The following is a 16,814-nucleotide window of genomic DNA, read 5'->3' on the forward strand; positions in this document are numbered from 1 at the left end:
GCATGCCCGAGCCGGCGCCGGAACCGATCCCGCCGCCACCGGCCGCGGCGGCCACGGTGACCGCCGCCATGGAGACCGTGGCCAGCGCCGCGAAGCCGGCCTGCGACAGGTGCGCTCCCCTGCTCGGCCTGGCCCTGCGCGAAGCCCTGGCGGGGATCTCCACCGGGACCGAGGGCTCGTCGTGGAACGAGGGCGGCGTCGCGAGCCGCACCCTCCCGGCTCCCGGCGCGTGGGGCACCGGGGTCCAGATCTCCGCCAGCACCGCCGCGACCGCCTCGCGCAGGTCCCACGGGTCACCCACACCACCCGCGGCGAGCAGCGCGCCGAGCAGGTCCGCGGCCCCTGGCCGGTCGGCGGGGTCCTTGGCCAGGGAGGCCTCGACGGCCGGGCGCAGCAGCGCGGGCACCGAGGCCACCCTCGGTGGCTCGACCATGATGCGCCGGGTCAGCACGTCCGCCTCACCCGTGCCGAAGGGATGGTGGCCGCCGGCCGCGTAGGCCACCAGGCAGCCCCAGGCGAAGATGTCGGAGGCGGGCAGCGCGAGCCCGCCGGTGAGCCGCTCCGGGGCGACCCAGCCGGGACTGCCCATGACCTGCCCCGCCTGCGTGTGCGCGGCGAGGACGTCGACGTCCCTGGCGATGCCGAAGTCGATCACCCGCGGACCGGTGTCCGACAGCAGCACGTTGCCCGGTTTCAGATCTCGGTGGACCAGCCCGGCCTCGTGCACCGCGACCAGCGCGGCGGCCACCCCCAGGGCGACGCCGTAGGCCAGGTCGGGGGTGAGCGGACCGTGCGTGGAGACCACCTGGGAGAGCGCGGGGCCCGGAACGTACTCCGACACCAGGTAGGGGCGGTCCTTGTCGGTGCCGTCCTCGATCACCGCGGCGGTGCAGAAAGGCACCACTCTCCGGGAGAATCTCACTTCCTCGGCGAAACGGGCGCGGAGCGTGGCATCGTTGAGGTGCATCGGGTGCGGGGTCTTGATCGCCACCACCCCGCCCTGCGGGTGCTGGGCCAGATAGACGATGCCCATGCCGCCCGTTCCGAGGCGGCCGAGCAGAAGGTAACGGCCGATGATGACCGGGTCCCCGACGGTCAGCGGCCGCACACCGGTCGGCATGCCGCTTATGGGACCTGTTCCCCCACGTGCCATCCTCGTTGAGCCTCTCGTGCGCGGGCTACGGCAAGCACACTGTGACGGGATTCGAGCGCCCTTCGCTGCCGACAGGCCAGAAGGGATATGAGAGGTAAGACGAATGATCCCTGGGGGTAAGAAATCCGTGGTGCGCGGGATGCCTTTGAGCCTGGACGGGACGGCGTGACCAGCGGGAAGGGCCCGCGCGGCTGAACACCGCCGGACATCGAAAACCCGGACCGCGGCGGGTCCGCCGCCCCCGCGCGCTCAGGCCGCCGCGAAACCGGACTGCGCGGGCGGGGTCCCGAGGGCGGAGGCGTCCCCGGTGGGAAGGCCGGACGCGGAAAGATCCGAGGCCAGGAGATCCTGCGCGGCGAGACCCTGGTCGGGTACGTCCTGGGCGAGCAGGTCCCGCGCGGAGACCTCGCCGGCGGGCGGGAGGTCCTGCGCGGCGGTGAGGAAGCGGGCGATGTGCGAGTAGACCTTGCGGGCCTCGGGGACGACGTCGGCGAGAATGGCGAAGACGTGCGGCATACGGGGCCACTCCTCGTACGTGACCGGCACCCCGGCCGCGCGGGCCCGCTCGGCCACCCGGCGGCCCTCGTCGCGCAGGACCTCGGTGGAGCCGGTGACGACCATCAGCGGCGGCAGACCGGTGTAGTCACCGAGGACCGGGGAGAGCAGGGGGTCATGGGGGTCGAGACCGGCCGTCCAGCGGCGGGCGAGCCAGTCGACGCGGCCGGCCGGGATCAGCGGGTCGAGCATCCGGTTGACCCTGCGGGGCGCACCGGTGAGATCCGTCCACGGCGACAGGCACACGGCGGCGGCCGGCAGCGGCATGCCCTGGTCGCGAAGCGCCAGGAGCGTGGCCAGGGTGAGGTGGCCGCCGGCCGAGTCCCCGCCGAAGACGATGTCGGCGGGGTCGTAGTCCTGCTCCAGCAGGCACCGGTAGGCGGCGATCGCGTCCGCGAGCGCCTCGGCCGGCCTGTGCACCGGGCCCTGGCGGTAGTCGACCGCCAGCACCGGCCGCCGGGCCGCGGCCGACAGGCGCCAGGTGATCGGCCGGTGGGTGACCGGGGAGCAGGCGAAGTAGCCCCCGCCGTGGAAGTAGAGCAGGACCTTGCGCTCGTCGAGCTCCTCGCCCGCGCGGACCCACTCTCCCGGACACGGCCCGGCCTCATCGGGTGTCACACGCACATGGACGGGCAGGCGGAGCGGAACCCTGCCCGCCAGAGCCACGATGCGCGAGGCCGCGACGAAACCGATGTCGGTTCTCAGCAGCAGCTGGGAGGCGGGTTTGAAGGTGCCGCGCATGATCGCGTTGAGGGTCGCGGCCTGCCAGCTGAAGGGGTAGGCCGGACTGACGTCCATATCTATCTCATGGCGCATGGGGGACCTCCACAAAAGGACATTCCCCTCATAACATACTTTTATCGGCGATTCTACATATCGAGCAGATTGCAACTATGTATCGCATCGGTATACAACACGCTGGGGGCATGACCGAATCCCGGTGAAAGCCCGACATCGGACCGGGCCACCACGCGCCGCCCGGATCCCGTGACCGGCTCGCACCCGCTCATCGCCAAAAATCCATTGCCCCTCCCCAGACCACCCAGGAGGATGGGAGGGCCGTTCTGACGCCCACCGGGAGGCAGCCTTCCTGCTCTACGCGCGTATCGCCGGATACGGCTTCCGCCGCCACTCCACCTACCGCGCCGCCGCCGTCGCCGGAGCCTTCACCAACACCGTCTTCGGCATCCTCCGCGCCTACGTCCTGATCGCCCTCTGGCAGGCCCGCCCCGGCCTCGCCGGCTACGACCTCGCCGACGCCGTCACCTTCTGCTTCCTCAGCCAGGCGTTCATCGGCCCCATGCAGGTCTTCGGCGGCGGCCTGGAACTCTCCGAACGCGTGCGCAGCGGAGACGTGGCCCTGGACCTGGTCCGCCCCGCCTCCCTGCAGATGTGGAGCCTCGCCGACGATCTCGGCAGGGCCGCATACCTCTTCCTGCTACGCAGCCTGCCGCCGACGGCCGTCGGCGCCGCGCTGTTCGGCCTCGTCGCGCCGGCCGACCCGGTGACCTGCCTCTCCTTCACAGCCGGCCTCATCCTGGGAGTGGTCGTCAGCTTCGCCCTGCGCTACCTGGTGGCGCTGTCCGCCTGCTGGGTGGTCGACGACCGGGGCGTGCAGTCGCTGTCACTGGTGACAACGCTCTTCTTCAGTGGCATGGTCCTGCCACTGAACCTCTTCCCCGGCTGGCTCGGCACCCTGGCCGAGGCACTCCCGTGGTCGGCCATGGTGCAGGTACCCGCCGACCTCTACCTCGGCAAGCGAGACGTCCTGGAAGCCCTGGGGTTCCAGCTCGCCTGGGCGGTGGCACTACTGGCCCTGGGAGCCCTGGCCACGGGCGCCGCCCGCAGGAAGGTCGTGATCCAGGGTGGTTGACGGCGCGCGAAGGACCACCGGGACGGGCGGCCGATGGTGAGGACCTACCTCCTGCTGGCCTGGACCTGGCTGAGAGCCTCGGCACAGTACCCGGGGCCGCTGATCATGATGATGCTGGGCTCGTTCGCGGTCAACGCGCTGGACGTGGCGGCGATCTTGGTGATCTTCGAGCACACCGGGTCGCTGGGCGGCTTCGGCCTGGCCGAGGTGATGTTCCTGTACGGCACCTCCGGCCTGTCCTTCGCCCTGGCCGACATGCTCTTCGGCAACGTCGACCGGCTCAGCCAGCACATCAGGAGCGGCAGCTTCGACACCATGCTGATCCGCCCGGCGAGCGCCTTCACCCAGATGGCCGTCGACCGCTTCAGCGTGCACCGCTTCGGCAGGACGGCACAGGCCGCCGTCGTGCTCGCCGTCGCCCTGCCCCAGCTCGGCCTCGCCTGGAGCAGGATCTGGATGATCCCGCTGATGGTCCTGTGCGGGGTCGTCATCTTCGCCTCGGTCTTCACCCTCGGCGGCGCCATGCAGTTCCTGCTGACCAACGCCCCCGAGGTGGCCAACGCCTTCACCTACGGCGGCAGCACCCTCACCCAGTACCCGCTGAGCGTCTACGGCTCCGAGCTCGTCAAGGGCGTCACCTTCGTCGTGCCGCTGGCGTTCGTGAACTGGCAGCCCGCGCTGTTCGTGCTCGACCGCGAGGACCCCTTCGGCCTGCCGTACTGGCTCCGTTTCGCCTCGCCCCCAGCGGCCGTCGCCCTGGCCGCCGTCGCCGCCCTGGCCTGGCGGGCGGGCATCCGCCGCTACCGCTCGACGGGAAGTTGACACATGATCGAACTCGACCGGGTCGGCCGCTCGTTCACCGTGGGCCGCCGCAGGGCCAAAAAGACCGTGCACGCCGTACGGGATCTGTCGTTCAGCGTGGAAGCAGGGGAGTTCGTCGGCTACCTCGGCCCCAACGGCGCGGGCAAGTCCACGACCATCAAGATGCTCACCGGCATCCTGGCGCCGACCTCCGGCAGCATCCGGGTGGCCGGGCTCGACCCGACGCGCCGCCGCACCGCGCTGGCACGCAGGATCGGGGTGGTGTTCGGCCAGCGGACGACCCTGTGGTGGGACCTGCCGCTGCGGGACAGTTTTGAACTGGTCCGACACCTCTACAAAGTAGATCAAAAAGACTTCCGGCGACGGCTGACCGAGCTGACCGAACTCCTCGGCCTCGCCGGTTTCATGGGCACTCCGGTCCGCCAGCTCAGCCTCGGCCAGCGCATGCGCGGCGACATCACCGCCGCGCTCCTGCACGACCCCGCCGTGCTGGTGCTCGACGAGCCCACGATCGGCCTGGACGTGGTCAGCAAGGCCGCCATGCGCGACTTCCTGCTCCGCCTCAACGCCGAGCGCGGCACCACCGTCCTGCTCACCACCCACGACCTGGGCGACATAGAGAAGCTCTGCCGCCGCGTCATGCTGATCGACCGCGGCAGCCTGGCCTTCGACGGCACCCTCGACGACCTGCGCGCCACCGCCCCCGGGGAGGCCTCCATGGAGGACGTGGTCGCCCGCCTCTACTCCGCCTGATCCCCGGGAAGGCCGGTGGCCGGAAGCTCAGCGGTAGTCCTGCTCGCCGGACTCCTCGTACTCCTCCTCGTCCCGGAACCGCGGCGCCCAGCGGGAGGGCATCAGCACCGGCAGGAACAGCAGGACGCCGAGGAGGGCGTAGACACCGGTGGTCAGCAGCAGGCCCATGCCGCGACCCGCCTGCAGGAGCAATGGGTGGAAGGTGGGCTCGTCGGGAACCAGCCCCATGGCGCGGCGGACGTCCAGGGCGTAGACCACGGTCCAGGCCAGCAGCACCATCGACGGAACGAAGGTGGCCAGCGGGGAGACCCGACCGGCGACCACCAGGCCGACCAGGAGGCCGATCGCGGCCATCACCCCGAGGGCGATCCAGACCCTCGAGCCGTTCTCCGCGGGAACGGGAAGGGGCGCCAGGCTCACCCCCGCCTCCTGCACCGCCCAACCGGCGCCGAAGAGCAGCACCGCCGCCATAACCAACCCGACAAGCACCCCAGAAACGTGCCGCATCCCTACCACCTTGGATTGAAGGATCTGTCAGGATCGCGGCCACCATAGCGACAAAAATCTTAAAACGGCAGACATCTCAGAGGCGTGAGAGCATATGGGGCACCATGCGCGCCCGTCTCCCATTACGCCTCACGCGCGCGGCCGCCTTCTCGGCCGTCTGCGTGACGCTCGCCGTCCTCGGCCACGTGGTCGCGGGCGGTTCCGGGCCGGAGCCGTGGGCGGTGGCGAGCGGCGCAGCCGCGGTCATGGCGGTGAGCGTGCTGCTCGCCGGGCGCGAGCGGTCCACCGTGGCGATCAGCACCGTGCTGTCCGTCCTGCAACTGTCCTTGCACGAGTTGTTCCTCCTCGGTGACGCCACCGGGATTCCAGTGGCCCCGCACCCGCACGCCAGGGGGCTGGGCGAGAGTCTCGGCATGCTCGTCGCGCACCTCACCGCGACGCTGGTCACCGGATGGTGGCTGGCCCGCGGCGAGACCGCCCTGTGGGCGCTGCTCCGCTCGGCCCGGCACCGCCTCGGCGCGATGTTCCGGCTGCTGCGGCTCCCGGCCGTGGCCGCGGCTCCGCCGCGTCCCGCCCGCACCCCGGTCACGCCCGTCTTCGCGCGCGCCGTTCTCCGTCACTCCGTCAGCCGGCGTGGTCCTCCACTCCCCGCCGCCTGACCCGCCCCCCGAAATCCTGAAATCCCGAAGTGGAGAACCCCCATGCCGCTTTCCCATGCCCGCCGCCTGGCCACCGTCACCGCCGGTGTCACCGCCCTCACCCTCGGTCTCGCCCTGCCCGTCCTCGCGCACGTCACCATCAATCCCAACAGCGCCCAGCAGGGCGGCTTCACCAAGGTCGCCTTCCGAGTCCCGAACGAGCGTGACGACGCCTCCACGAACAGGCTGGAGGTGACCTTCCCCGTCGACCACCCGCTGGCGTTCGTCTCGGTCAAGCCGGTACCCGGCTGGAAGGTCAAGGTGGTCGAGGGCAAGCTGCCCAAGCCGGTCACCACCGAGTACGGCGAGCTCACCGAGGCGGTCACGAAGGTCATCTGGTCGGGCGGAAAGATCGAACCCGGCCAGTTCCAGGAGTTCGAGGTGTCCATGGGCAAGCTGCCCACCGACACCGACCAGCTCATCTTCCCCACCACCCAGACCTACACCGGTGGCGAGGTCGTCAAGTGGGCGGACGAGCCCAAGGCCGACGGTTCCGAGGCCGAGCGTCCGGCCCCGGTGCTGAAGCTCACCCCCGCCTCCGCCGAGGGTGACGGTCACGGTGCCGCCGCCTCCGCGACGCCGTCGGCCGTGGCCGTAACGGCCGCACCCTCGGTGGCCCCCGCCGCCTCCGCGTCCGAGGGCTCGGACGGAACCGCCCGCCTGCTCGGCGGGGCCGGCCTGGTGCTCGGGCTCGTCGGGACCGTGGTCGGCGCCCTGGGCCTGCGCCGCGGCGGCCGCGCCTCCTGATCCGGCGCGAGACGGCCCCGGAGAGCAGCTCTCCGGGGCCGTCTCGTGTTCTCCGGCGGAACGGGCGAGTCGAGTACGCCACCGTGCTCCACTCGCACCCGAGCGACCTGCGCTACCGCGAACTCGCCCTGGTCTGGCATGAGAGCCTGTGGCGGGCGGGCGTGGCCGCGACGTGGCCTCCGGGAGCGTGCCCGGCTGCGCCTGAGCTCAGGCGGTGATGTCCTTGCCGGTGAAGCGTGCCCAGGCGATGGAGCAGAAGACCGCGGCGTAGGCGGCGAAGACCAGCAGGCCCTGCCCCATGTCTCCGGTGGCCACCGGGTCCCGCAGAACGCCGTCGAAGCCGCTCCACCACTCGGTGAGCAGGTACGGCTGGAGCGCGGACAGCTGCGGAACGGCTCGCAGGACCTGGGCCACGATGACGATGACCACTGTCGAGGCGATGGCTCCGACGGACACCTCGGTCAGGGTCGACAGGGCCAGTGCGATGGCGGCCAGGGCCGCCATGCCGGCGGTGACGTACAGCACGACGACGCCGATCCGCAGCACCCCGTCGAGGAAGGGGATCGTCCCTCCCGACAGCAGCGTGATCGGGCCCGCCGGGAACAGCACCAGGCCGACCAGGAGCGCGGACAGCGCCACCGCGGTGACGGCGGCCAGGCAGAAGAGGACCACGGTGGCGTACTTGACCGCCAGCAGGCGGGTCCGGCCCGCCGGGGCCGCGAGCAGGTAGCGCAACGTGCCGATGCCCGCCTCCCCCGCGATCGAGTCCCCCGCGACGATCGCGACGGAGACCGGCAGCATCAGCTGCACCAGCAGCGAGAGCGCGGCGAAGGTGAGGAACAACCCGTTCCCGGTGATCTGCTCGAAGATCGCCGGAGCACCGGTCCCGTCCCCGCCGGTCCCGGCGAACATCCGCAGCGCGATGCCGATCAGCACCGGGATCACGGTGAGCACCCCGAGCATGGCGAGGTTTCTGGGCCGCCGGAACGTCAGGCCGACCTCCGAGCCGAGCAGCCGCAGCCACGCCCTGGGGGCGCTCACCGCCCGCGGCGGGGGAATCGGGCGCCCACCGGCGACCTGACCCGCCGTCATGACCGGGTCCCTCCCCTGGGCCGGGTCCTGGTCAGGGGTGGCGCGTGTGACGTTCTCGGTGGACACGGCTTCCTTTCCGCTAACCGTCGACATCGAATCCCTCCCCGGTCAGGCCCATGAACACGTCCTCAAGAGTGGGTCGCTGGACGGCCAGGCCGCGGACGGCGACACCACCGGTGACCAGCGCGGCGCATACCTGTTCCGGCAGGCCGGCTCCCAGTGCCGCGCTGACGTCGCCGTCACCGAGACGGATCTCCGGCAGGCCGAGTCCGGCGAGCACCGCCGCCGCCGCCTCGACGTCGGGGGTCTCCACCCGGATCCTGACCGTCTCCGATGCCCGCAGGTCGGCGATGGGTCCCTGCGCGACCAGCCGTCCGGCCCGCATGACCGCGACGTGGGAGCACATCTGCTCCACCTCCGCCAGCAGGTGGGAGGAGACGAAGACGGTGGTCCCCTCGGCGGCGATCTCCTTGACCAGGCCGCGCACCTCACGGGTGCCCTGCGGGTCCAGCCCGTTGGTCGGCTCGTCGAGGATCAGCAACTCCCTGGGGCCGAGCAGGGCGGCGGCGATGGCCAGCCGCTGGCGCATGCCGAGCGAGTAGGCCCGGTAGCGCTTGCCCGCCGCGGCGGCCAGGCCCACCCGTTCCAGCGCGAGTCCGATCCTGGCCGAGACGGTGCGCGGGTCGGCCGACGGGTCGGCGGCGTCATAGCGGCGCAGGTTCGCCTCGCCCGACAGGTAGGGGTAGAAGGCCGGCCCTTCGACCAGCGCTCCCACCCTCGACAGCACGCCGCCCACCCCGCCGGGCATCGGCGTGCCGAGCAGCCGCCACTCGCCCGCCGTCGGCGCCACCAGGCCGAGCAGCATGCGGATGGTGGTGGTCTTGCCCGAGCCGTTGGGGCCCAGGAAGCCGAACACCGACCCGCTGGGCACGGCGAGGTCGAGGGCGTCCACGGCCACCTGCCCGCTCCCGAACCGCTTGGTCAGCCCGCTGGTGACGATGGAGAGCTCCGCGCCGGGCGCCTCTCTCCGGGCACCGCCCCCCGGATCCCCGACACGGGATCCGGGGACGTCCACCGCGAGCCCGGCGTCTGTCGGCATCCGGCTCATTTCCGACCGGCCGCCTCGGACAGTTTCTCCGGGGTGACGGCGCCGACCAGCAGGCGGCCGTCGTCGGTCAGCAGCGCGGAGACCAGCTTGGTCTGGATGACCTTGCCGCTGCCCCAGGTCCCGCTGATCGGCTTGGCCGACTTCAGCAGGGCGTCGCCGATCGCGCCGACGCCCGCTCCCGCGGATTCCTCGCCCTGGCCCGACCCCTGGCCGGTGAGTTCCTGCTCGGAGACGGGGATCACCGCGACCGTGGTCCAGCCGTCGCCGACGGTGCTGATCTCGCCCCTGAGCTTCTCCGCGTCCTCGAGGTTCTTGTCCTGCTCCGGCCGCCGCTCCTTGAGGATCTCGGCGATCGACGTCTCCTCGACCTTGGCGCCCGCGGGCGGGGTGAAGGTGAAGTTCTCCGCGGCGGGCGGGGAGAAGGTGACCGAGGTGAAACCGACCTCGAAGGCGGGCTCGGCCGCGCTCCTGGCGTAGACCTGCACCCGCAGCGGGACCAGGGTCTCCCCGTCCAGCGCCAGCTTGACCTCCTTGACCAGGGACGAGGTGTCCTTGGGCGCGAACGCGAGCTGGTAGGCCGCACGATCGGCGACCTTCTCGGTGTTGCTCACGCTGACCACCGTGTCGGCGCCGACCCGCTGCAGCAACTGCTGGGCGAGTTGCTGCGGCGTGGTCGCCGTGGGCAGTGCCTCGTGGGCGCGGGCCGCTTCCTCGCCCTGTTCCCCGCTCCCGGCCTTGACCCGGGTGGCCTTGTTCTCGTCGCTCTGCCACAGCCAGATCTGGTCGCCGTTGGTGATCAGGTCGGTCTCGCTCATCCGGCCGGGAAGGGCGAAGCGGACCTTGTCCGCCCCTCCGTACCAGACCTTGAGCTCGTGCGAGCCCGAGAGCAGGGCGATGGGCGAGGACCCGCCCATGCCCGGCACCTCCGGCAGTCCCGGCAGCCCGAGTGAGGCGGTCTGCATGACGGTGCCCGACATGGGTTTCAACCCGGCCCGGCCGGCCTGGGCCGCGCTCGCGAGCAGCTGCTCGGCGGTACGCTCGGGCAGGACGGGATCCCCCTGGACGGCGGCGATGACCGGCCCGGCTCCGATGGCTCCGGCGATCACCGCGACCGCGGCGGCCGGCACGGCCCACCTCACTGCGCGTCCACGTCTCGCTCGTTCTGACATCTCATTCCTCCACGCTATGCCGTCAGTGCCTGTGAACAGCAGCCTGCGGGACGGCTCCTGTGCCGAGGCTGAGACAGACTGAGAGGGCTCACAGGATTCTCAGCCACCTCTCAGGCCGGGTGGTCGAGGATGGGAACGTCCAAGGTGAGAGAAGAGGTGGATCATGCGGGTTCTCGTCGTGGAGGACGAGCGGCGGATGGCCGCGGCCCTGCGGCGGGGGTTGCAGGCCGAGGGGTTCGTGGTCGACCTCGCGCACGATGGGGAGGACGGCCTCCACCAGGCCAGGCACGGCGAGTACGACGTGATGGTGCTGGACATCATGTTGCCCAGGATCTCCGGCTACAACGTCTGCAAGCAGCTGCGGGCGGAGGAGAACTGGGTGCCGATCCTGATGCTGTCGGCCAAGGACGGCGAGTACGACATGGCCGACGGGCTCGACCTCGGTGCCGACGACTACCTGACCAAGCCGTTCTCGTACGTGGTGCTGGTGGCCAGGCTGAGGGCGCTGCTGCGGCGCGGCGCGCACCGGCGCCCGTCCGTGCTGAGGGCCGGGGACCTGGCACTGGATCCGGCGCGGCGACGCGTCACCAGGGGCGAGACGCCGGTGGAGCTGACGCCCAGGGAGTTCGCGCTGCTGGAGTTCCTGATCCGCCACCACGACGAGGTGGTCTCCAAGACGGAGATCCTGGAGCACGTCTGGGACACCTTCGACACCGACCCCAACGTGGTCGAGGTCTACGTCGGCTATCTGCGGCGCAAGATCGACGTGCCGTTCTCCAGGAACGCGCTGCAGACGGTGCGGGGAGCGGGATACCGGCTGGCCGGCGATGGTGGCTGAGATGGCGGCTGCTCCCGCGCCCCGGCCCCGCCAGGCTCCTCCGGCCGACCCGCCCCCGGCGACCGGCGCGACACCGGGGGGAAGGCGTCGCGCGGTCGGCCTGTGGCGGCGCCGGAGCCTGCGCTTCCGGCTGACCGCGGTCGCCTCGGCCGTGCTGGCGGTGGCACTCGTGGTCTCGGCGTACGTGATGATCGGCGTGCTTCGCAACGCGCTGCTGAGCACCATCGACGACTCGATCTACCAGCGGGCCAGGGAGACGGTCTCGCTGGCCGACGCCGAGCGGCTGCCCAACGAGGTGACCTCGCCGGACGGCACGCTCCTGCAGGTGATCGACGGCGCGGGGCGGATCACCCACACCACCGCCGGCACCGACCGGCTGGTGCCGCTGCTGAACGCCGCCGACCGGGCCGAGGCGATCGGCGCGGCCGAGGCGCGCTTCCTGGACGGGAAGCCGTACGGCATCCCGCACGTGCTGCGAGTCCGGGTGCTCAGCGCCGACGGGGGAAGGACGGTGATCGCGGCGCGCCCCTTCAGCGAGGTGCAGACCAGCATCTCCACGGCCGGGCACGTGCTGCTCGTCGGCACGCCGCTGCTGCTGATCCTGCTCGCCGGGGTCAGCTGGGTGATCATCGGCGGGACCCTGCGGCCGATCACGGCACTGCGCCGGGGCGCGGAGGAGATCACCGACACCGCTCGCTCCCATCGCCTGCCGGTGCCCGAGGCGCGCGACGAGGTGCACAGCCTGGCCACGACGCTGAACGCGATGCTGGCCCGGCTGGAGAAGGCGGACATCCGGCAGCGGGCCCTGGTCTCGGACGCGGCGCACGAGCTGCGCAGCCCGCTGGCGAGCATCCGGCTCCAGCTGGAGGTGGCGCTCGGCCATCCCGGAGGGCAGGACTGGCAGGAGACGGCCGAGGGCGTGCTGGAGGACACCATGCGCCTGTCCCGGCTGGCCGAGGACCTGCTCGCGCTGGCCCGCCTGGACGAGCGCGGCGGCACACCGGCGCGCAGGGAGCCGGTGGAACTGGACCAGCTGGTCCAGCAGACCGTCGAGCGGTACGGCCAGGCCGTCACTGTGAAGATCGACGACGGCCCGATGGTGACGACGGGGGACGCGCTGGATCTGGGACGGGTGCTGGTCAACCTGGTCGACAACGCGCTGCGGCACACCCGCACCGTTGTGCTGGTCGAGTTGCGGGACGAGGGAGCCGACGCCGTGCTGACCGTCACCGACGACGGGCCCGGCATTCCCGAGCCCGACCGGGAGCGGGTGTTCGACCGGTTCACCCGGCTGGACAGCGCGCGCAGCCGCGACGAGGGCGGGGCCGGTCTTGGCCTGGCGATCGTGCGCGAGACGGTGCACGCCCACGGCGGCGCGGTCCACCTGGAGGACGCCTCACCCGGTCTCCGGGCGGTCGTACGGCTTCCCCTGTCCTGAGCGGGGCCTGTCAACCGTCTCCTTGCCACCGGATTCCCCGGCGCCACGATCCGTATGATCCTGGGGTACTCCCCTGCGGCCTCTGCGGGCCGCGTCCCTTCCGGCACGCGAGCCGTGCGAGCCGTCCCCCCGAGGAGACCGATGAGCCTGCCTGACAAGGGCCGCAGCACCGAGGAACTGCTCGCCGAGATCACCCGCCTCAAGCGGGACGACCTGCCGGTGCGCGGCGGCAAGGTGACCGCGTACGTCTACGACACCGGGCGCCCCGAGGTGCACGAGGCCGCCGCCAGGGCCTACTTCGAGATGCTTGAGGTCAACACCCTCGACCCGACGGCGTTCCCCAGCGTCGTGGAGATGGAGAAGCAGGTCGTCGGCGCGGTCGCCGAGCTGCTCGGCGGAGGGTGGGGCATCTTCACCAGCGGCGGCACCGAGTCGATCATGCTGGCGGTGAAGGCGGCCCGGGACTCCGGGAAGACCGAGGGCCGCCCCCGGATGGCGGTCCCGGTGACCGCGCACCCGGCCTTCCACAAGGCCGCGCACTACCTGGGGGTCGTGGTGGACCCGGTGCCGGTGGACCCGGTGACCTTCCAGGCCTCCCCCGCGGCCGTCGAGGCCGCGATCAGCGAGGACACCGTCCTGGTGGTCGCCTCGGCTCCGTCCTACCCCCAGGGCGTGATCGATCCGATCTCCGAGATAGCCGCGATCGCCGCCGCGCGCGGCGTGCCGTGTCACGTGGACGCCTGCGTGGGCGGGTGGCTGCTGCCGTGGCTGCGCGAGGCCGGGGCGAGTGTTCCGCCCTTCGACCTGTCGGTTCCCGGGGTCACGTCCCTCTCGTGCGACCTGCACAAGTTCGGCTACTCCCCCAAGGGTGCGTCGGTCGTGCTGTTCGCCGACCCGGCGCTGCGGCGCCGGGCGTACTTCGCCTCGGCGTCGTGGCCCGGCTACACGGTGATCAACGCCACGGTGCAGAGCTCGAAGTCCGCCGGCCCGCTGGGCGGCGCGTGGGCCACCTTCCAGGCCCTGGGCAGGGAGGGCTACCTGGAACTCGGCCGCACCACCCTGGCGGCGGCCCGCATGCTCCGCGAGGGCATCGCGAAGATCCCGGGGCTGCGGGTGCTCGGCGACCCCGAGTCCGCGCTGGTCGCCTTCGGCTCGGACGAGGTGGACGTGTTCGTACTGTCCGACGAGGCCAGGAAGCGGGGGTGGTTCCTGCAGCCGCAGCTGTCGTACGCGGGTATCCCGGCCAACATCCACATCACGGTGACCGGGGTGACCCTGCGGGGTGTCGAGGCGATGCTGGAGGTGATCGCGGAGGCGGCGGAGGCGGCCCGCGGGCGCGGCCCCGCGCGGTTGCCCGAGGGGCTGGTGGAACTGATCGCGGAACTGGACCTGGACACGCTGGACGACGAGACCTTCGGCGAGCTGGCGGCCTCGGTCGGGGTGGATCTGGGCGGTTCCGGCCAGCCGGAGATGGCCGTGGTCAACGCCGTCCTGGACGCCCTTCCCGCCGACCGCCGGGAGGCCATCCTGATCCGCTTCCTGTCGGTCATCTACTCCTGACGCGCCGCGTCATCGCCGGAGCCTGGTGACGGTCGCCAGGGCGGCGCGGGCGGACGCGGCGTCGTGGACCCGGAACACCCGGGCGCCCTGCCAGGCGGAGACCGCCAGCGTGGCCATGGTTCCCGCGTGGCGCTCGTCCACCGGGAGCCCGCCGAGGGTCTCACCGACGAAGTCCTTGTTGGAGACCGCGACGAGCACCGGCCAGCCGGTGCCGACCATCTCGTCCAGGCGACGGCTGATCTCCAGGGAGTGCCAGGTGTTCTTGCCGAAGTCGTGCGCCGGGTCGATGAGGATCGACTCCCTGGACACTCCCGCGGCGACGGCGCGTTCGGCGAGGTCGACGGTGTAGCCGATGACGTCGGCGACCACGTCGGCGTAGGCGATGCGGTGCGGGCGGGTGCGGGGGGCGACCCGTCCCGCGTGCGCGCAGACCAGGCCGATGCCGTGCTTGGCCGCGACGGATGCCAGGTTGGGGTCGACCCCACCCCAGGTGTCGTTGAGCAGGTCGGCGCCCGCCTCCGCGACGACCTCGCCGACCTCCGCACGCCAGGTGTCGACGCTGATGATGAGCCGGGGGTGGCGCCGCCTGACCTCGGCGACCAGGTCGGCCACCCTGCGGATCTCCTCCGCGGGGTCGACCTCGTCACCGGGACCCGCCTTGACGCCGCCGATGTCGACGATGTCCGCGCCTCCGGCGACGGCACCGTCCACCGCCTCCAGGGCCGCCGCGAAACCGTAGGTCCTTCCCCGGTCGAAGAAGGAGTCGGGGGTGCGGTTGACCACCGCCATGATCGCGAACTCACCGGGCCGGAACTCACGGCCTCGCAGGTGCAGAGTAGTCATCGAGACCGAGCCTATAGCCCGGTGTCGGAGAGGACGGCGCTCCCACCTGCGCCGCCTCTGGGGGAAACCTGGGGAAAACTGACGAGCCTCGGGGCTCCTACGCGGCCGACCCACTTTCGGCCACGGACAGGAACTCCTGGGCGATGGCGGGCAGCCGCCGTCGCGCGTGAACGATGGCGATCACCCGGCGGACCGAGGGATCGAGGGTGCGGACCACGAGTCCGGCGCGGGCGGCCTGCTCGGCCATCCCCCGGTACCAGAGCATCGAGGCCGTACCCGAACGGACGGTGCTCAGCCAGTTGCCGCGCTCGTCGAGCTGCGTCGCCACCACGGGGGCCACACCGTGCTTGGCGAAGAGCGCGTCGAACTCCCTGCGCCGGGAGCTGCCGGGAACCGGCAGTACCAGGCGCATGCCGTTGAGTCTCCTCACCGGCACCGGGTCGGGCAGGTCCACGCCGGGCGGGGAGATCAGCACGATCTCCTGGCGCTCCAGCGGGTGGCTGACCAGATCGGTGGGGACGGGCAGGTCCGTCAGGCCGAGGTCGGCCCGCTGGTCCCTGATGGCGCTCACCACGCCGTCCCGCCCGTCACAGCGGACAATCTGAATGCGTACCCCGGGATGTTCCGCGGTGTACGCGGGGAGAAGGCGTCCGGCCAGCCCCGGTTCGAGGCTGGGTATCGAGGCGATGCGGAGCTCCGCCTCGGAGGTGTGGCCGTGCGTGGACAGTGCCTCGATCTCGCGAACGGCATCGAGTGCCTCCCTGGCCAGCTTGACCACCCGGCGCCCCTGTGCCGTGACGACCACGCCACGTCCGGAACGCGCGAACAATGTCATCCCGAGCTCTCGTTCCAGATCCCTGATCGCACGGGAGAGCGCGGGTTGTGCGATGTACAGCGATCTGGCCGCGTCGGTCATGGTGCGATGCTCCGCCGTCGCGACCACATAGCGGAGCTGCTGCAGATTCATGACTTGAAGCTAGGTCACGAGCCCCGGATCGGTCCGGCACATCGCGGAGATCACCTCGGCTGATTTCGGAATGTAATCGAACGCAGCGACATCCGTGACGGATGATAAATCAGTATGCTTACGCCCCAAATTTGGCAAAGGTCCGGACCTGTAGCGCAGACCGGGGGCTCGGGTTCGCGGGGAGACAACTTGGCAGCCAACGAACGACACCCTCCGCCGCGGGGACAGACCGCATCCGGCACCACCCGTAAGAGCGACTCAGGGCCGCCCTCGGCCTGCACCGCACCGGCCGGGGAAACCCCGCCCCCGCCTCGCGGCACCCCCGTGACCAGGGGTTTCCGGTTAGCGACGACCGGTGTTCGTACCGGCCGCGAGAAGAACGGGGCATGGCGGTGCGACATCCGGCCGGCACCGACCCCGTACTGGCGTCATAGGTTAAGAGACCATTTACCGTAGATTGGTCATCTGTCTGTCATGTCCAGGTATGGGGACTAGAATCCTGGCAAATTCCGTTCAATCGGGGAGCCTTGGCTGTTTTGCCAGGTGGACCGGGGCAAAACGTAGTAGGAAGCGGTGTGACGATGCACCTTGGGCAAGACTCGGGGGATCTCGCCGGCGAAAGCGGGAAACGGCGCCCCCGGCGCCGCGGGAGCCGCGGCGGGGGCTCCGGTGCGAGCCACGGCGGCGCGCA

At 71.3% G+C, this 16,814-nt stretch carries 16 protein-coding genes; 8 read left to right on the top strand and 8 right to left on the bottom strand.

The genetic code is table 11. The features are described 5' to 3' along the window. A partial coding sequence (locus tag ABZU75_RS31820; RefSeq protein WP_355562228.1) for a serine/threonine-protein kinase occupies positions 1-1,120 on the bottom strand: 1,120 nt, incomplete at its 3' end. Positions 1,121-1,402: 282 nt separating this feature from the next. Next, a complete protein-coding gene (locus ABZU75_RS31825) occupies positions 1,403-2,506 on the bottom strand; it encodes an alpha/beta hydrolase fold domain-containing protein (protein WP_355562231.1) in 1,104 nt (367 codons plus the stop codon). 409 nt (positions 2,507-2,915) lie between these two features. Between ABZU75_RS31825 and ABZU75_RS31830 the strand changes: the two genes are divergently transcribed. From ABZU75_RS31830 to ABZU75_RS31840, 3 genes are read left to right on the top strand one after another with little or no spacing between them, the layout of a single operon-like run. Then, complete coding sequence (locus tag ABZU75_RS31830; protein ID WP_355562305.1) at positions 2,916-3,581, top strand: ABC-2 family transporter protein; 666 nt, start codon at positions 2,916-2,918, stop codon at positions 3,579-3,581. A gap of 33 nt (positions 3,582-3,614) precedes the next feature. Further along, entirely contained in the window at positions 3,615-4,403 is a 789-nt protein-coding gene (locus ABZU75_RS31835; RefSeq protein WP_355562234.1) for an ABC-2 family transporter protein, read from the top strand. A 3-nt stretch (positions 4,404-4,406) separates the two neighbouring features. Next, entirely contained in the window at positions 4,407-5,156 is a 750-nt protein-coding gene (locus tag ABZU75_RS31840; protein ID WP_355562236.1) for an ATP-binding cassette domain-containing protein, read from the top strand. A 27-nt stretch (positions 5,157-5,183) separates the two neighbouring features. Here the strand turns inward: ABZU75_RS31840 and ABZU75_RS31845 are convergent, their stop codons facing one another. Beyond that, positions 5,184-5,663: a hypothetical protein gene (locus ABZU75_RS31845; RefSeq protein ID WP_355562239.1), complete on the bottom strand. Its 480-nt coding sequence runs from the start codon at positions 5,661-5,663 to the stop codon at positions 5,184-5,186. Positions 5,664-5,767: 104 nt separating this feature from the next. On the opposite strand from ABZU75_RS31845, the gene ABZU75_RS31850 reads away from it, so the two are divergent. Both ABZU75_RS31850 and ABZU75_RS31855 read left to right on the top strand, forming a co-directional pair. Continuing rightward, positions 5,768-6,322, top strand: coding sequence for an MFS transporter (locus tag ABZU75_RS31850; RefSeq protein WP_355562241.1), 555 nt, complete (start codon positions 5,768-5,770; stop codon positions 6,320-6,322). 42 nt (positions 6,323-6,364) lie between these two features. Continuing rightward, on the top strand, positions 6,365-7,108 hold the full coding sequence (locus ABZU75_RS31855; RefSeq protein ID WP_355562244.1) for a YcnI family protein: 744 nt from the start codon (positions 6,365-6,367) through the stop codon (positions 7,106-7,108). A 207-nt stretch (positions 7,109-7,315) separates the two neighbouring features. On the opposite strand, the gene ABZU75_RS31860 is transcribed toward ABZU75_RS31855, so the two are convergent. From ABZU75_RS31860 to ABZU75_RS31870, 3 genes are read right to left on the bottom strand one after another with little or no spacing between them, the layout of a single operon-like run. After that, on the bottom strand, positions 7,316-8,293 hold the full coding sequence (locus ABZU75_RS31860) for an ABC transporter permease (RefSeq protein WP_355562247.1): 978 nt from the start codon (positions 8,291-8,293) through the stop codon (positions 7,316-7,318). Continuing rightward, positions 8,280-9,299, bottom strand: coding sequence for an ABC transporter ATP-binding protein (locus tag ABZU75_RS31865; protein WP_355562250.1), 1,020 nt, complete (start codon positions 9,297-9,299; stop codon positions 8,280-8,282). The genes ABZU75_RS31860 and ABZU75_RS31865 overlap by 14 nt, the downstream gene beginning before the upstream one ends. 5 nt (positions 9,300-9,304) lie before the next feature. Beyond that, positions 9,305-10,435 (bottom strand): DUF2092 domain-containing protein, encoded by a 1,131-nt coding sequence (locus ABZU75_RS31870; RefSeq protein WP_355562253.1) that lies wholly within the window; start codon positions 10,433-10,435, stop codon positions 9,305-9,307. A gap of 205 nt (positions 10,436-10,640) precedes the next feature. Here ABZU75_RS31870 and ABZU75_RS31875 point away from each other — a divergent pair, with 205 nt between their 5' ends. The 3 genes from ABZU75_RS31875 (at position 10,641) to ABZU75_RS31885 (ending at position 14,313) form a co-directional block, all read left to right on the top strand. Next, the gene (locus ABZU75_RS31875; protein ID WP_326640903.1) at positions 10,641-11,315 is read left to right on the top strand and encodes a response regulator transcription factor; all 675 of its coding nucleotides are present in this window, start codon (positions 10,641-10,643) and stop codon (positions 11,313-11,315) included. A gap of 1 nt (position 11,316) precedes the next feature. Further along, complete coding sequence (locus tag ABZU75_RS31880) at positions 11,317-12,753, top strand: ATP-binding protein (RefSeq protein ID WP_355562257.1); 1,437 nt, start codon at positions 11,317-11,319, stop codon at positions 12,751-12,753. Between the two features lie 141 nt (positions 12,754-12,894). Next, positions 12,895-14,313 (top strand): aspartate aminotransferase family protein, encoded by a 1,419-nt coding sequence (locus tag ABZU75_RS31885; RefSeq protein ID WP_355562260.1) that lies wholly within the window; start codon positions 12,895-12,897, stop codon positions 14,311-14,313. A 9-nt stretch (positions 14,314-14,322) separates the two neighbouring features. Here ABZU75_RS31885 and folP read toward each other — a convergent pair whose 3' ends face one another. Continuing rightward, on the bottom strand, positions 14,323-15,156 hold the full coding sequence (gene folP / locus ABZU75_RS31890) for a dihydropteroate synthase (protein WP_355562263.1): 834 nt from the start codon (positions 15,154-15,156) through the stop codon (positions 14,323-14,325). A 97-nt stretch (positions 15,157-15,253) separates the two neighbouring features. Then, positions 15,254-16,123, bottom strand: a complete 870-nt coding sequence (locus ABZU75_RS31895) for a LysR family transcriptional regulator (protein ID WP_030909189.1) — start codon at positions 16,121-16,123, stop codon at positions 15,254-15,256. Positions 16,124-16,814 lie beyond the last annotated feature (691 nt).

It is taken from the genome of Streptosporangium sp. NPDC005286 (assembly GCF_040607515.1).
Lineage (GTDB): Bacteria > Actinomycetota > Actinomycetes > Streptosporangiales > Streptosporangiaceae > Streptosporangium.

What these genes read in the sequence shown, in the direction of transcription:
- ABZU75_RS31825 (WP_355562231.1), bottom strand. Translation starts at nt 2,506, where the DNA reads ATGGACGTCAGTCCGGCCTACCCCTTCAGCTGGCAGGCCGCGACCCTC.
- ABZU75_RS31835 (WP_355562234.1), top strand. Translation starts at nt 3,615, where the DNA reads ATGGTGAGGACCTACCTCCTGCTGGCCTGGACCTGGCTGAGAGCCTCG.
- ABZU75_RS31840 (WP_355562236.1), top strand. Translation starts at nt 4,407, where the DNA reads ATGATCGAACTCGACCGGGTCGGCCGCTCGTTCACCGTGGGCCGCCGC.
- ABZU75_RS31845 (WP_355562239.1), bottom strand. Translation starts at nt 5,663, where the DNA reads ATGCGGCACGTTTCTGGGGTGCTTGTCGGGTTGGTTATGGCGGCGGTG.
- ABZU75_RS31850 (WP_355562241.1), top strand. Translation starts at nt 5,768, where the DNA reads ATGCGCGCCCGTCTCCCATTACGCCTCACGCGCGCGGCCGCCTTCTCG.
- ABZU75_RS31855 (WP_355562244.1), top strand. Translation starts at nt 6,365, where the DNA reads ATGCCGCTTTCCCATGCCCGCCGCCTGGCCACCGTCACCGCCGGTGTC.
- ABZU75_RS31860 (WP_355562247.1), bottom strand. Translation starts at nt 8,293, where the DNA reads ATGTCGACGGTTAGCGGAAAGGAAGCCGTGTCCACCGAGAACGTCACA.
- ABZU75_RS31865 (WP_355562250.1), bottom strand. Translation starts at nt 9,299, where the DNA reads ATGCCGACAGACGCCGGGCTCGCGGTGGACGTCCCCGGATCCCGTGTC.
- ABZU75_RS31875 (WP_326640903.1), top strand. Translation starts at nt 10,641, where the DNA reads ATGCGGGTTCTCGTCGTGGAGGACGAGCGGCGGATGGCCGCGGCCCTG.
- ABZU75_RS31880 (WP_355562257.1), top strand. Translation starts at nt 11,317, where the DNA reads ATGGCGGCTGCTCCCGCGCCCCGGCCCCGCCAGGCTCCTCCGGCCGAC.
- ABZU75_RS31885 (WP_355562260.1), top strand. Translation starts at nt 12,895, where the DNA reads ATGAGCCTGCCTGACAAGGGCCGCAGCACCGAGGAACTGCTCGCCGAG.
- folP (WP_355562263.1), bottom strand. Translation starts at nt 15,156, where the DNA reads ATGACTACTCTGCACCTGCGAGGCCGTGAGTTCCGGCCCGGTGAGTTC.
- ABZU75_RS31895 (WP_030909189.1), bottom strand. Translation starts at nt 16,123, where the DNA reads ATGAATCTGCAGCAGCTCCGCTATGTGGTCGCGACGGCGGAGCATCGC.